A 15,302-nucleotide genomic window follows, 5' to 3' on the forward strand; every position below is an offset into this window, starting at 1 on the left:
TACGACCGGTTCGAGCGTCCAGGTCGATGTCGCGATTCGGCACGATCGCCTTGGTGATCGTGTCGCTGGGCGTCTCCGCATGCGGGACGTTGACGCGCACGACATGGACGCGGCCCGACGTCTCGATTCCCCGGCATTGGCAGGCAGAATCCGCCGCGTCCAGGTCGTCGCCGGCGGACACGGCAGCGAACCCCGGCGGTGATGCGAATATCGACCCGTGGTGGAACGCGTTCGGCGATCCGGAACTGAACCGGCTTATCGAGCGCGCATTGGCGGGCAATCACGATCTCAAGACCGCCGTCGTCAATCTGCGCGCGGCGCAATTTGCCGTCGATCTCGCCCGCGCAAATCAATTGCCCCTGATCAGCTCGAGTGCGGCGTTGTCGAATTCTCATTCGCTGCGTGGCACGCGCGTCGTGTCGCATTCGAAGTCGCTTCTCGCATCGGCTAGCTACGTCGTCGACCTATGGGGTTCGCTGGCGAGTTCGACCGATGCATCGCGCTGGGAGGCGCGGGCAACCGAGCAGGATGAGCGGACGGTCAAGATGACCGTCGCATCCCTGGTCGCCCAAGACTACTGGTTGCTCGCGCTGCTGACGGAACAGATCGAACAGAGCGATGCATCGATTCTTTACGGCGAGCAAACGCTGGCATTGACGAATGTCCGGTATGCGTCGGGGGCGATTACGGCAGTGGACCTGCTTGCGGCCCGTCAATCGCTCGCGTCGCAACGCGCGTCGCGCAGTGTTCTACTGGCGCAGCGAACACAAACCCAAAACGCGCTCGCGATCTTGCTCGGTCAGCCACCAGGCGAAGTCTTCGTCGTCCCTTCGGCGCGTCTGACGACCCCGTTGCCCGCCGTCGCCGCGGGCGTGCCGGCCTCCGTGCTCGTTCGCCGTCCGGACGTCATGGCGGCGGAATTGCGCACGCGAAGCACGCTCGCAAGGGTGGATGCCGTACGGACCAGTTTCTACCCCAACCTCACGTTGACGGGGTCGGCCGGTACCGCGAGCGACGCATTGCGCAATCTGTTGCAAAACCCGCTCGGCACGATCGCAGCCGATGTCGCGGCGCCGTTTCTGAATGTCTGGACGATGAAAGCGCAGGTGGGTTCGGCACAAACAGCCTATGACGCCGCGGCGGTTGCATTCGCCAGGACGTTTTATCAGGCACTCGCTGATGTGGAGAACGCGCTTGCTGCGCGCGCCGACTATCAGGCCGAAATCACACAATGGGCCGATGCGCTCGAAGCAGCACGACAAAGCGAGCAACGCATCGGCTGGCAGTACCGGGCGGGTTCGATTCCGCTGCAAAACTGGCTCGACGCGCAGCAGGCAAGCCGCAACGCCGATGCCGAACTCGCGAACGCACGCTATTCGATCCTCACGAATCAGGTCGCCCTTTACGTCGCGCTCGGCGGAAGATAGCCGGCGGCGAGGTGCGGACGAGACGCCTTGCCACTCGAAGACCGCGGTCGACTCGCTGATGGATATCAACGGCCTGTCGACCGTGGTCGAGGGCTCGTTTTGAAGCCACCGCTCGGGCCGGGCCGTGTTCGCCGGGCTGGCGTCCTGTTCGAGGCATTCGACCAGAAGGCGGGCACGCTCGACCCGCCGCGCCGCACGCCAGGCTGACCGTTTGATTACCGTTTTGTCATCTACGCCATCCGCGCTTGCACGGAGCGCAGCCGTGTCGCCATTTCCGGGTAACATCGCCGGATGTCCCCACCAAAGCGACGGAGCCGGCCATGCGCATCCTGATAGTCGAAGACGAACCGAAGACGGGCGCGTACCTGAAGAAGGGGCTCGAGGAATCGGGCTTCAGCGTCGATCTCGCGAAGGATGGCGCCGAAGGGCTGATGCTCGCGCAGGAAGAGCGTTACGACGTGATCGTGCTCGACGTGATGCTGCCCGTGCTCGACGGCTGGGGCGTGCTCAAGCGGCTGCGCGAAACGCACACGACGCCCGTGCTGTTCCTGACCGCGCGCGACGACGTGCAGGACCGCGTGCACGGCCTCGAACTCGGCGCCGACGACTACCTCGTGAAGCCGTTCGCGTTCGTCGAACTGCTCGCCCGCATCCGCACGCTCGCGCGTCGCGGGCCGCCGCGCGAGACCGAACACCTGGTGGTCGGCGATCTGGAAATCGACGTGGTGCGCCGCCGCGTGAAGCGCGGCGCGACGCGAATCGACCTGACGCCGCGCGAATTCTCGCTGCTGCAGCTGCTCGCGCGCCGGCAGGGCGAGGTGCTGAGCCGAACGCAGATCGCGTCGTACGTGTGGGACATGAATTTCGACAGCGACACCAACGTCGTCGAGGTCGCGATCCGGCGCCTGCGCGCGAAGATCGACGACGCGTTCCCCGTCAAGCTGATCCATACCGTGCGCGGCGTGGGCTACGTGCTCGAACCGAAGGACGACGCATGACGCGCCCGCGCTCGCTTGCGGCGACGCTCGCGCTCGCGTTCGCCGTGACCACGCTCGCCGCGTTCGCGCTCGTCGGCGCGTATGTGTATGCGGGCCTCGAGCGGCAGGTGAACACGCAGGACGACCTCGACATCGTGCTGGCCGCGCGCCACACGCGCCGGCTCGCGGGCGAGCTCGAGTCGCTCGATGCGGTTCGCGCGCATGCGGAGCGGCTCACGAGCCAGGTGCTGGGCAACGAGGCGCTGTCGATGGTCGTCGTCGATGCGCAGGGCGACGTGCTCGCGCGCCACAACGTCCGGCTCGCCGCGCTCGACGACGCGCCCGCGGCCGCATCCGTTCCGCTGGCGGACGCGCAGTTGTTCGCGCCGCATGCGGTGCCGGTTCCCGCGAACGACCGGATCACGACCGACCAGCTCGTCACGTGGACCGCCGGTGGCGGCATGCCGATGCGCGGCGTCGTGATCGAGGCCGCGCTCGGCGACCGCACGCCGATCCGCATCGCGATCGCGCGCAACATGCGCGACCGGGCCGATCTGCTCGAAGGCTACCGCGACCGGCTCGAGCTCGCCGGCGGGCTCGGCGCGCTGTTCGCGCTGCTGCTCGGCTACTGGCTGATTCGCCGGGCGCTCGCGCCGTTGCGCGAGATCGTCGACGACACCGGCCGGATCACGGTCGACAAGCTCGACACGCGGCTCGACGCGTCGCGCGCACCGCCCGAGCTGCGCGCGCTCGTCGATGCGCAGAACGCGATGCTCGGCCGCCTGCAGCAGGCCTTCGCGCATCTGTCGCAATTCAGCGCCGATCTCGCGCACGATTTGCGCACGCCGCTGAACAACATGCGCGGCGCTACCGAAGTCGCGCTCGCGCGGCCGCGTTCGGTCGACGAGTACCAGACGCTGCTCGAATCGAATCTCGAGGAATACGACCGTCTCGCGCGGATGATCGAGAACGTGCTGTTCCTCGCGCGCGCCGAGCATCCGAGTTTCGTCACGCGGCAGCGCGCGTTCGACGTGCGTGAAGAACTCGAGCGCATCGCGGAGTATTTCGAGGGGCTCGCCGACGAAGCGGGCTCGACGCTGCGCGTCGACGGGCACGGGCAACTGACCGCCGACGTCGAGCTGTTTCGGCGGGCCGTCGGCAACCTGCTCGCGAACGCGCTGCGTTACACGCCTGCCGGTGGCGTCATCACGCTCGCCGTCGACGAAACGCCGGACGCGGTGCGCGTCGTCGTCGCGAATCCGGGCGAGCCGATCGATCCCGCACTGCTGCCGCGGATCTTCGACCGGTTCGTGCGCGGCGACCCGGCACGCAGCGGCGGCGCGCCGGGCGGCACGGCCGGGCTCGGCCTCGCGATCGTGCGCTCGGTGATGGAGCTGCACGGCGGCACCGCGCAGGTCGAAAGCGATGCGCGCGGCACGCGGTTCGTGCTTACGTTCAACCGGCCGCCAGTTGCTTGACGGCGGCACGGGCGCACGGCGGCCGCGGGTTCCTTCGCGCCGGTGTTCGACTCCGCGCCTGATCCCGAGTCAGCGCTCGCGCTCGCCTGCCAGCCGCCGCCCAGCGCCTTCACGAACCCGACCAAGGCCGGGATGGTTGGCGCGTAGAACGCCACCTCGAAGCTTACCGGTTCGCACGCGCTGATCCGGTTCGATAGGAGGATTGAGATGCTCGTTCTCGGGCACCACGCAAAACGAGGGCTGCCTCATGGCATGCTCACGCCGTGAGCCCGCGACCAGTGCGCGAGCGAGCAAGCCCGAAACATCACGGCGCGCTCGTGCTCGTTCAGCGGGGACGGATCGGCGCAGCGGCGCCGCAGCCGCGGTACGTCGAGCAAACCGGCGATGCGGTCGGCGTCCGTCGCCAGTATTTCGCGGGCGTGCTGGCGCAATGCCTCGCCGTTGCCTTGATCCTTGGGTAAGGCCGACTTCCTGCGCAGGCGCACGGCTTCCGGCAACGCACCGCGCGACGCTTCACGCAACATGGCTTTTTCCACGCCATCACGTAGCGCCAGCTCGGCCGGAATGGTGGCGGCCAGGTCCAATACTTCGGTATCGCTGAAGGGGACGCGCGCTTCCAGTCCATGCGCCATGCCGTGGATATCGCCGTTATGCAACAGCCGCTGCAACCAACGATGGCGCACCAGCCATTGCGTGGCGCGCACACGCGAGGCAGGCGTATGCCAATCGTGTCCGGCTGCGGTCGCCAGTTCGCGATAGACCTCGCCGTAGTGTTGCAACGGTTGCGCCAGCACGCCGGGCCGTAGATAGGGATCGGCGGTCAAGCGCTGAAGGATATGGGTCGGATCGCGGGTGGCGTGCGGGTCGAGCAGGAAGTGATAACCGTAGTGCGTTTCGTCCGCTGCATCGCCCACCAATACCGCCTTGACGCGCGTGCTGGCGGCTCGCGCCAAGTAATGTTGCGCCAGCTCCTGTTCCCACGCGGGCAGTGCATCGTTTTGCGTGGCCAGTTGCAGCAGATCCTGGGCGAGTGTCGAGCGCGTCGGTGCGACGTCTTCGCGCGGCAGGCCCAATTCGTTCGCAGCCTGTTCGGCGAAAGGTTGATCGTCGGAAGCCACGATCAGCGAACGCATGTAGTCGTAGCGATGGTGATCTTCAAAACGGATGGTGAAGCAGGACGGTGTCGCACCAGCCGCTCGCGCCAGGCCGCCTATCAGCGTGGAGTCGAGGCCGCCGCTGAAAAACAGGCCGACCGGTGTATCGGAGATCAAGCTACGCTGGACAGCCGCGGCGAGGCGCTCGCGCAGCGCGTGGGCGACATCGTCGGCCTTCGCAGCGGGGTTTTCGGCAATCTCCGGCGCCCAGCGCGATAGCTGCAAGCCATCGCGATCCACGCGCAGCAGATGGCCGGGCGGCAGGTACGCCATGCCATCGAACATCGGTTGGGTCACGCCGCTGAAGAACGGCGCCACCAGGTATTCCAGCACGGCGTCGATATTCGCACGCGGCGCTTGCATCGCAGGCAGCAGTCCTTTGGCCTCCGACGCAAACAGGAATTCCGCCCCCTGCTGCAGGTAAACGAACGGCTTGACGCCCAGCCGGTCGCGCGCGGCAAAGGCTCGTTGACGATGGGCGTCCCATACCAGGAACGCGAACATGCCGTTGAAGCGCCGAAGACACGCTTCGCCCCATACCGCATACGCGGCGAGCACCACCTCGGTGTCGGTGTTCGTGCGGAACGACCAGTGCCCGCTCAGTTCGCGGCGTAACTCCGCGTAGTTGTAGATCTCGCCGTTGTAGACCAGCACGTAACGATGGTCGGCACTGCACATCGGTTGCGCGCCATGTTCGGCGTCGAGTAAAGCCAGACGGTCGTGAGCAAGCACGGCGTGTTGGTCATGCCATAAGCCGCGGCCATCCGGCCCACGATGCCGTTGTCGCTCGCGCATCGCGAGCACCCGCTCGACCTGTGCGGGCGCGTGGCCGTCATGGCGAATCAGCCCAGCTAAGCCGCACATCAGACGGGCACGCCCAGTTGAACGGGGGCGGGCAACAGCATGGTCCATTGCTGTTGCCGTTCGAAGTTTCTGCTAACAGTCACCACGGATACTGCTACTGGGAAAACTCGTGGTAGTGCCGTCAGCAAAGGCTGAGAGCGACGTTCTTTTCGTGTCTGCACGCGTTGCGCTCATGCAAAAAATGGGGGGTGTATGCGCGAAGATGTGGCCAATGCGCCTTCAAGAGCTTGCAATGTCAGATGGGGTTCATGAGTGGCGTGATGAGGAAAGCGACTTATGACAAGAGCATAGCGTGCACGTAGCAGATGATCAACAAATTGGGTGCATGCACAACGATACAATCATCGTCCGACGCCCGGTGGGGCGACGCCAGTGCTTGTTTTACAGGGCGTCGGAGGTTCACATTGAGCGTTGGCGAACGTCCAGCCCACGCTTCAACACCATCGTTTGGCGTTCGACGCACCTCATGGAAACACCTTGACAACGGCCTGCTGCTGCTCAGTGAACTTGCCCCTGTATCTCCGGACACACGCCAGAACGAACTCATCGCCTCGCCCTCCCACATCTGGAATTTTTTCCCGACTGCCAGAAGCGGGGCAACCAGGGTGAAGGACAGAAAACGTTACGGGTACATCGTGTTCGTGACTTTCGCGTCGGCTTTCGATTCCGCGCCTGAGCTTGCGCTCGCGCTCGCCTGCCAGCCGCCGCCCAGCGCCTTCAGCAACCCGACTTCGGCCTCGATCCGGCGCGCGTCGATCTGATCGGCCGTGCGCCGGTTCGTCAGCGCGATCGTCTGCGCGGTCACCACGTCCAGATAGCTGACGGCGCCCGCGTTGAAGCGATTCGTCGTCAGCCGCAGCGACAGGTCGGCCGCGTCGGTCGCGCGCTGCTGGCTGCCGGCTTCGGACGCGAGCGCATCGATCGCGGACAACTGATCCTCGACCTGCTGGAACGCGACGAGCACCGTTTGCCGGTAATCGGCGACCGCGCCGTCGTATTGCGCATGCGCGCCGCGCAGCGACGCGCTGCGGCGACCGCCGTCGAACAGCGTGCCGGCGAGTTGCGGGCCGAGCGACCAGAACAGGCTCGGCGCCGCGAGCCACGGCGCGAAGAATGAACTTTCGAGGCCGGCGCTGGCCGACAGCACGAGATCGGGGAAGAACGCGGCGCACGCCTCGCCGATCTGCGCGTTCGCGGCCGCGACGCGACGCTCGGCCGCCGCGATGTCGGGCCGCCGCTCCAGCAATTGCGACGGCACGCCGGCCGGAATGGCCGGCACGTGGAATGCCTGCACGCGCGGCGGCAGCGCGAACGTCGATGCGCTCTCGCCGACCAGCGTCGCGATCGCGTGCTGCAACTGCGCGCGCGACGCGTCGATGTCGGTGGCCTGCGTGCGTGTCGATTCGAGCTGCGTCTCGGCTTGCGCAACCGCCGACGCGTCGATCGCACCGGCCGCGAGTTGCTGCTTGAGCAGCGTCAGCGCGTCCGCGTACGCATGTACCGTGTCGTCGAGCAACTGCTTCTGCGTGTCGAGCGAGCGCAGCGCGAAATAGTCGGTCGCGAGTTCGGCCGTGACCGACAGCTTCACGGCCTGCAGGTCGGCCGCGCTCGCGGCGGCATTCGCCTGCGCGCCCGTTACCGCGTCGCGCACGCGGCCGAACACGTCGGGCTCCCAGCTCGCGGCCACGCCGGCCTGGTAGTCGGGCGTCGTCTTGCCGGCGAGCGACGAGCCGAGCCGGTTCTGCGACACGCGCGCACGGCTTTGCGCGACACCTGCCGTGATCGTCGGCAGGAACCCGGCGTGCTGATAGTCGACCATCGCGCGTGCCTGCTGCAGGTCGGCGACGGCTTTCTTCACCGTCTGGTTCGACACGTCGACGCGCGCTTCGAGCGCGTTCAGGTCGGCGTCGCCGAACACGGTCCACCACGCGCCGCGCGCGGCGGCGTCGGCCGGCATTGCGGCGCGCCAGCCGGCTTGCGCAGCCGGTGCGGCCGGCGCGCCCGCGTAGTGCGCGGGCACCGCGACGGCGGGCGGCGAATAGGGTGGCAGTGTCGAGCAGGCGGTCAGTGCGGCGACGGCGCCGAGCGCGACGATGCGGCGAGCGAACGGGAGCGGATGAAGAAGGCGCATGGCAGGCATCTCGTGGATGGGCGTCGATGGGTTAGCCGCGGGCGGGCGCCGGAGCGGGCGTTGAAGCAGCGGGCGCGATGCCGGCCGCGCGCAGCGGCGGCACGTCGCGCGCACCGGCGGCGGACGCCGGTTGCGCGGCTTGCGCGGACGAAGCAGACGAAGCAGACGAAGCCGCAACCGGCGCCGCATCGTGCGACGTCGCCACGATCTTCACGGCTTCCCCGGCCGTGATCGCATCGCCGGGGTTATCGATCACACGGTCGGTCGCCGCGAGCCCCGCGACGATCTCCACGCGCGTGCCGAAATCGCGCCCGATCTGCACGGTCTTCAGCGCGGTGCGGCCGTTCGTGCCGACGGTGGCGACCGTCACGCCGTTCGGGCGGAACAGCAGCGCACTGACCGGCAGGTCGAGCGCCGGCGCCGCGCTCGGCAAGACGAGATGCGCCTGCGCATACGCACCGGGCATCAGCGTGCCGTCGCGGTTGTCGACGTCGATCTCGACGCGCAGCGTGCGCGTGACGGGATCGATCGCGCCCGCGCTGCGCGCGACACGCGCGGCCACGCGCCGCCCCGGATACTGCGGTGTCGTCAGGTAGACCGGCGTGCCGGTCGATACGCCGCTCGCGCTGTCCTGCGGCACGTCGACGAACACGCGCAGCATGTCCGTCTGTTCGAGATGGAACAGTTCGCCCGACAGGCCCGGGCTGCCCGGCGTGCCGCCCGCTGTGACCAGCGTGCCGACGTCGACGTTGCGCGCGGTGATCACGCCGTCGAACGGCGCGGTGACCGACTCGTACGACACGAGTTCGGCGAGGTGCGCGACGTTCGCCTGCGCGGACGCGAGCATCGCGCGCTTCGCGTTCATGTCCGCGACCTTCGTGTCGGTGTCCTGCTGCGACACCGACTGCGTTTTCAGCATGTCCTGCCAGCGCTGCGCGGTCGATTTCGCATAGTCGTAGTTCGCCTGCGCGCTCGCTTCGTCGGCGCGCGCCTGGCGCAGCTGCGCGTCGAGATCGGGCGCCGAGATCTGCGCGAGCGTCTGACCGGCCTTCACGTGCGTGCCGAGATCGACGCTCCAGTGCGCGATATAGCCGCTCGTGCGCGCATAGATCGATGCGTCCGCATAGGGCGCGACCGAGCCGGGCAACGTCAGCGTCTGGTCGGCCGGCGCCGCGCCGGGCACGACGATGGACACCGGCAGCGCCTGCTGCACGGCCACTTGCGCACGCTGCGCGGCGCGTGCATCGATACGCGGCACGATGCCGAGCGCGAGCAGCGCGGCGGCGAGCGCGGCGGCCGCGAGCGGCACGGCCAGCTTGCGGCCGCGGCGGGCCGGCGGGGTGTCGGCGGCGGCGCCGCGCACGGCGGGCGGCACGGCTGCGGCCGCGGTGGCCGTGGTGGCCGCTTCGGCGGCGGGCGGCGGGGCGACGGGTTCGATCGAGTCGTTCATGATGGGTCCGGGTCGGGCGAATCGAAGGATGGGAAGGGGGCGTCCGCGCTCAACGCAGCGCGGGCGTATCGGGCGCGTGCTGCGCGCGCCGGGCGGCCGCGGCGTCGCGACGCCGCGCGAGCCACGCGTGGACGAAGCCGAACAGCACCGGCACGAACAGCAGCGTCGACACCGTGCCGAACGCGAGCCCGCCGATCACCGCGCGGCCGAGCGGCGCGTTCTGCTCGCCGCCGTCGCCGAGGCCGAGCGCCATCGGCAGCATGCCGATCAGCATCGCGAGCGCGGTCATCACGACGGGCCGGAAGCGGCTGAAGCCCGCGTCGAGCGCCGCCTGCCACGGCGGCTCGCCGCCCGCGAGCCGCTCGCGCGCCGTATTCACGACGAGGATGCTGTTCGCGGTCGCGATGCCGATGCACAGGATCGTGCCGGTCAGCGCGGGCACCGACAGCGTGGTGTGCGTGACGAACAGCATCCACGCGATGCCGGCGAGCGACGCCGGCAGCCCGCCGACGATCACGAGCGGATCGAGCCACGACTGGAAGTTCACGACCATCAGCAGGTAGACCAGCGAGATCGCGAGCACGAGGCCGCCGAGCAGGCCCGTGAACGATTCGTGCATCGCCTGCACCTGGCCGCGCAGCACGATCGACGAGCCGGGCGGCAGTTGCGCGCGCGCGGCGTCGACGAGCTTCGTCACGTCGCCCGTGACGCCGCCGAGGTCGCGCCCCTGCACCGACGCAAAGATGTCGAGCACCGGCTGCACGTTGTAGTGCGACACCACGGCCTGCTGCGTCGCGCGCGAGAACGTGCCGAGCGAGCCGAGCAGGTTCTGCGCGGGCACGCCCGCGGCCGGGCCGCCGGCCGGCGTCTGCGGCGAGCGGGCGGTGCCGGCGGGCAGCGGCACGTTCGCGAGCGACTGCAGCGAATTCACCGTGTATTGCGGCGTCTGCACGAGCACCGGATAGCTGACGCCGTTGCGCGGATCGAGCCAGAAGTTCGGCGTCGTCTGCGAGCTGCCGGACAGCGCGATCAGCAGGTTCTGCGCGACGTCGCGCTGTTCGAGGCCGGCCTGGATCGCCTTCGTGCGATCGACGTTCACGTTGATCGCCGGTTCGTCGCCGGGCTGCTGGATGCGCGCGTCGACGAGCCCGCGCACGCCGCGCAGCTTCGCGAGCAGCGCATTCGCGACCGCCCGGTTCTGGTCGAGCTTGTTGCCGACGATCTGGATGTCGATCGGCGCGGGCAGCCCGAAATTGAGGATCTGGCTGACGATGTCGGCCGGCAGGAACGCGAACGTCACGCCGGGGAACGACTGCGCGAGCACGTTGCGCAGCTTCGCGACGTATGCGGCCGTCGATGCGTGATTCGGCTTCAGCGTGACGAGCACGTCGGCGTCCTCGGTGCCGATCGGATCCGACGAGTCGTACGTGAGGTTGATCCCGCTCACCGGCACGCCGATGTTGTCGAGCACGCCGGCGAGTTGGTTCGCCGGAATCACGTTGCGGATCTTCGCTTCGACTTCGTCGGTCAGCCGCGCGGTTTCCTCGATTCGCGTGCCGGTCGGCGCGCGCAGGTGCAGGCGGATCTCGCCGGTGTCGACCGACGGGAAGAAGTCCTGCCCGGCGAATGCGTAGAGGCCGGTCGATGCGATGCAGGCGAGCAGGAACGCGGCCGCGAAGCGGCGGCGCCGCGCGATCGCCGCCGACAGCAGCGCGCGATAGCGCAGCCGCACGGCCTCGAAGCGATGCTCGAACGCGGCCTGGAAACGCGCGATGCGCGCGAATACGCCGCGCGGCGGCCGGCTGCTCCCTTTGGCGCGCATCAGCGCCATCGCGAGCGTCGGCACCAGCGTGCGCGAGAAGAAGTACGACGCGATCATCGCGAAGATCACCGCCTCGGCCAGCGGCACGAACAGATAGCGCGCGACGCCGGTCAGCAGGAACATCGGCACGAACACGATGCAGATCGACAGCGTCGACACGAAGGTCGGCACAGCGATTTCGCCCGCGCCGGTCAGGATGGCCTCCTCGAGCGGCGCGCCGAGTTCGAGATGATGCGTGATGTTCTCGATCGCGACGGTCGCGTCGTCGACGAGAATGCCGACCGCGAGCGCGAGCCCGCCGAGCGTCATGATGTTGATGGTCTGGCCGAGCACGGACAGCGCGAGCAGCGACGTGAGCACCGCGAGCGGGATCGTGATCGCGATGATCAGCGTCGCGCGCCAGCTGCCGAGGAACAGCAGGATCATCAGCGCGGTCAGGCAAGCGGCGATCAGCGCCTCGCGCACGACGCCCTGGACCGCCGCCTTCACGAACACGGACTGATCGTCGAGCGGCGAAATGTGCAGCGCCTTCGGCAGCCCGGCCGCGATCTTCGGCAGCATCGTCTTCACCTGGTCGATGATCGTCAGCGTCGACGTGCTGCCGGTCTTCTCGACCGTCAGCAGCGCCGCGCGCTTGCCGTCCGCCCGCACGATGTTGGTCTGCGGCGCGTAGCCGTCGCGAACGTGCGCGACGTCGCGCACATAGACGACATTACCGCCGATCGTCTTCACCGGCAGGTCGTTCAGCGCGGCGACCGTCTGCGTGCTGCCGTTCATCTGCACGTTGTATTCGTGCGTGCCGATCTTCGCGGTGCCGCCCGGCAGGATCAGGTTCTGCGCGTTGATCGCGTTCACGACGTCGATCGGCGCGAGGCCCTTCGCCTGCAGCGCGCGCGTATCGAGATCGACGACGATCTGGCGGATCTTGCCGCCGAACGGCAGCGGCACGGCCGCGCCCTGGACGGTCGCGAGCTGCGTGCGGATGAAGCTGTTGCCGAGGTCGTACAGCTGCTGCTCGGCGAGCGTGTCGCTCGACAGCCCGAGCTGCAGGATCGGCACCGTCGACGCGTTGTAGGTGATGATGTTCGGCGGCAGCGTGCCGGGCGGCAGGATGCGCAGGATCGACGCGGCGTTGCTCGCGGCTTCCGCGATCGCGCGATTGATGTCGGCGCCCGGGTGGAAGAAGATCTTCACGACCGACACGCCGTTCAGCGACTGCGACTCGATGTGCTCGATGTCGTCGACGTCGGACGTGAGCGCGCGTTCGTAGTTCGACGTGATCCGCTTGGCCATGTCCTCCGCGGAGAAGCCGTTGTACGACCAGACGATGCTGACGACCGGAATGTCGATGCTCGGGAAAATGTCCGTCGGCGTGCGCAGCAGCGCGAGCGGCCCCGCGATGAAGATCAGCAGCGCGAGTACGACGAACGTGTAGGGCCTGCGTAACGCCAGCCGGACGATCCACATGATGGTGCTCCTCGAAGCAGGGCTTGGATGCGCATTCGATGCGACGAGCATGCAGTCTGCCGGCGCGGCGTTGACCCGACCCTGACTCGAGGATTACGAAACCGTTATCTGTGCGGGCGGCGGCAGCGTCGGCGTTTGGTCGCCTGCGGCTCGCCCTTGCTTTTTCATATGCCTTACAAGAAAGCCAGGAATATTGGCGGTGCCGCAATGACGGCAGCCGCTATCACGTCAAAGGGGCGGGTCACCATTCCGGTGGACGTCCGCAATCGACTGGGCCTGGAGTCCGGAGACCGGATCGAATTCAGCTTCAACGAGGCAACGGGCCGGTATGAGATCCACCCGGCCACGCGCTCGCTCGCATCGCTGAAGGGCGTCGTGAAGAAGCCCGAGAAGCCGGTGTCAATCGAGGACATGAGTCGGGCCATCGTCGAACAGGGCGTCCGCTCGATGATCGGACTGGATACGCGCTGATAACAAAACCGTAATCGAAGGCTCACCTTCAGGAAAGCGCGCGAATCGCAGAATGCACCCAACTCTTCATCGCATCGATGGGGAGCGGAGGTCCGGCCTGATCTGCGGACGCGAACACGCCATCTTTGAGAGGTGAACATCATGAACAACCTGATTCGTGCAGTCCTGCTGTCCTGCGCACTGAGCGCACCGATCGTCGCATTTGCGCAAACCACCGACCATGCGGTCACACGGGCCGACGTGCGCGCCGATCTCGTCCGCGTCGAAAAGGCCGGTTATCGTCCGGTCGTCAGCGATCCGTACTATCCCGAGGACATCCAGGCCGCCGAAGCGAAGGTCGTCGCGCAGCAGGCGCAATCGGCCGCCGCACGGCCGAGCACTGCCGCCAAGACCGCCGCCAAGACCGCCGCGCCGTCGTTCGCATCGCTCGCGTCGCTCGACACGCAGCCGCTGTACGAGCATCACTGAATGCGGCCGTCGACCGCCGTCGGTGGCCCGACGGCGGATCGTTCGGCGGCGCGCATGCCGCCGCGAGTCAGTTCTCGCCGTTCTCGAGCACGTTCTGCGTGAGCGCGATCGACGGAATCGTCGGCTTGAGCAACGCACGGCGCGCACGACGGCTCAGCCACTTCCAGCCGGCCACGAGCAGCAGCGCGACCAGCGGGATCGATGCGATCGTCCACGTCCCGTTCGGGTAGTCGAACGCCATCAGCACCAGCACGCCGAGCAGGAACAGCAGCGTGAGCCACGACGTCACGGGCGCGCCCGGCATCCTGAACGACACGTCTTCCACGTCGCCGCGCCTGACCGCGGCGCGGAACTTCATCTGGCACACGACGATGAAGCCCCATGTGCTGATGATGCCGAGCGACGCGATGTTCAGCACGATCTCGAACACGCTCGACGGCACCAGATAGTTGAGCAGCACGCCGACCACATAGATCGCGACCGTCACGAGAATGCCCGCGTACGGGACGGATTGCCCGCTCATCCGCGCGAGAAACGCGGGGGCCGAGCCGCCCATCGACAGCGAACGCAATACGCGCCCGGTCGAATACAGGCCGGAGTTGAGGCTCGACAGCGCGGCCGTCAGCACCACCAGGTTCATCACCGAGCCGATGCCCGGCACGCCGAGCGCGCCGAAGAACGTGACGAACGGGCTCTGGCCCGCCTTGTACGCACTCCACGGCAGCAGGCAGACCAGCAGCACGACCGATGCGACGTAGAAAATCGCGATGCGCCAGATCACGTTGTTGATCGCGCGCGGCAGCACCTTGCGCGCATCCTTGCATTCGCCGGCGGCCGTGCCGACCAGCTCGACGCCCGCGAACGCGAACACCACACCCTGCACCAGCACGAGCGCCGGCATCAGTCCGTGCGGAAAGAACCCGCCGTTGTCGGTGATCAGATGCATGCCGGTGCCGTGCCCGGCCACCGGCATGCCCGTGCCGAGGATCGCCGCGCCGATCACGAGAAACAGCACGATCGCGGCGACCTTGATCAGCGCGAACCAGAATTCCATCTCGGCGAACCACTTCACGCCGATCAGGTTCATCGTTGCGACGATGCACAGCGCGACGAGCGCGAAGATCCACTGCGGCACGGCCGCGAACGGCGCCCAGTAGTGCATGTAGAGCGCGACGGCGGTGATGTCGACGATGCCGGTCATCGCCCAGTTCAGGAAGTACATCCAGCCCGCGACGAACGACGCTTTCTCGCCGAGGAATTCGCGTGCATACGACACGAAGCTGCCGCTGCTGGGGCGATGCATCACGAGCTCGCCGAGTGCGCGCAGGATCAGGAACGAAAACGCGCCGCATACCAGATAGACGATCGCGAGCGCGGGGCCGGCGGCCTGCAGCCGGGCGCCGGCCCCGAGAAACAGCCCTGTGCCGATGGCCCCGCCGATCGCGATCATCTGCACCTGTCGATTGCCGAGGGTCTTGTGATAGCCGGCTTCGTGCGATTCGAGCCAACTGCGTTTGTCGGTTTCGCCGGTTGTCGACGGGTCGGGAATCGATGCCATGACGGTATCCTCGCGCACGGATGGGATTGGATTCA

At 67.5% G+C, this 15,302-nt stretch carries 10 protein-coding genes; 5 read left to right on the plus strand and 5 right to left on the minus strand.

Annotated elements, in window-relative coordinates:
• The first annotated feature begins 26 nt into the window (after positions 1 to 26).
• The 3 genes from QZM72_RS00240 (at position 27) to QZM72_RS00250 (ending at position 3,882) form a co-directional block, all read left to right on the plus strand.
• Entirely contained in the window at positions 27 to 1,427 is a 1,401-nt protein-coding gene (locus tag QZM72_RS00240) for an efflux transporter outer membrane subunit (protein ID WP_301736767.1), read from the plus strand.
• A 320-nt stretch (positions 1,428 to 1,747) separates the two neighbouring features.
• Positions 1,748 to 2,425: a heavy metal response regulator transcription factor gene (locus tag QZM72_RS00245; protein WP_050014215.1), complete on the plus strand. Its 678-nt coding sequence runs from the start codon at positions 1,748 to 1,750 to the stop codon at positions 2,423 to 2,425.
• The gene (locus tag QZM72_RS00250) at positions 2,422 to 3,882 is read left to right on the plus strand and encodes a heavy metal sensor histidine kinase (protein ID WP_301736768.1); all 1,461 of its coding nucleotides are present in this window, start codon (positions 2,422 to 2,424) and stop codon (positions 3,880 to 3,882) included. The genes QZM72_RS00245 and QZM72_RS00250 overlap by 4 nt, the downstream gene beginning before the upstream one ends.
• 245 nt (positions 3,883 to 4,127) lie before the next feature.
• Here the strand turns inward: QZM72_RS00250 and asnB are convergent, their stop codons facing one another.
• The 4 genes from asnB to QZM72_RS00270 all read right to left on the minus strand — a co-directional run bounded on the left by asnB (position 4,128) and on the right by QZM72_RS00270 (position 12,770).
• The gene (gene asnB, locus QZM72_RS00255; RefSeq protein WP_301736769.1) at positions 4,128 to 5,948 is read right to left on the minus strand and encodes an asparagine synthase (glutamine-hydrolyzing); all 1,821 of its coding nucleotides are present in this window, start codon (positions 5,946 to 5,948) and stop codon (positions 4,128 to 4,130) included.
• A gap of 574 nt (positions 5,949 to 6,522) precedes the next feature.
• Entirely contained in the window at positions 6,523 to 8,031 is a 1,509-nt protein-coding gene (locus QZM72_RS00260; RefSeq protein ID WP_301736770.1) for an efflux transporter outer membrane subunit, read from the minus strand.
• A 31-nt stretch (positions 8,032 to 8,062) separates the two neighbouring features.
• Positions 8,063 to 9,481, minus strand: coding sequence for an efflux RND transporter periplasmic adaptor subunit (locus QZM72_RS00265; protein WP_301736771.1), 1,419 nt, complete (start codon positions 9,479 to 9,481; stop codon positions 8,063 to 8,065).
• A gap of 49 nt (positions 9,482 to 9,530) precedes the next feature.
• On the minus strand, positions 9,531 to 12,770 hold the full coding sequence (locus tag QZM72_RS00270) for an efflux RND transporter permease subunit (protein WP_089471085.1): 3,240 nt from the start codon (positions 12,768 to 12,770) through the stop codon (positions 9,531 to 9,533).
• A 207-nt stretch (positions 12,771 to 12,977) separates the two neighbouring features.
• On the opposite strand from QZM72_RS00270, the gene QZM72_RS00275 reads away from it, so the two are divergent.
• Together QZM72_RS00275 and QZM72_RS00280 are read left to right on the plus strand one after the other, a co-directional pair.
• Positions 12,978 to 13,241: an AbrB/MazE/SpoVT family DNA-binding domain-containing protein gene (locus QZM72_RS00275; RefSeq protein WP_301736772.1), complete on the plus strand. Its 264-nt coding sequence runs from the start codon at positions 12,978 to 12,980 to the stop codon at positions 13,239 to 13,241.
• A 141-nt stretch (positions 13,242 to 13,382) separates the two neighbouring features.
• The gene (locus QZM72_RS00280; RefSeq protein WP_301736773.1) at positions 13,383 to 13,709 is read left to right on the plus strand and encodes a DUF4148 domain-containing protein; all 327 of its coding nucleotides are present in this window, start codon (positions 13,383 to 13,385) and stop codon (positions 13,707 to 13,709) included.
• A 67-nt stretch (positions 13,710 to 13,776) separates the two neighbouring features.
• Here QZM72_RS00280 and ansP read toward each other — a convergent pair whose 3' ends face one another.
• A complete protein-coding gene (ansP, locus tag QZM72_RS00285) occupies positions 13,777 to 15,267 on the minus strand; it encodes an L-asparagine permease (protein ID WP_301736774.1) in 1,491 nt (496 codons plus the stop codon).
• Between the last annotated feature and the right edge of the window lie 35 nt (positions 15,268 to 15,302).

The organism is Burkholderia sp. AU45388 (assembly GCF_030481585.1).
Classification (GTDB): domain Bacteria; phylum Pseudomonadota; class Gammaproteobacteria; order Burkholderiales; family Burkholderiaceae; genus Burkholderia; species Burkholderia sola.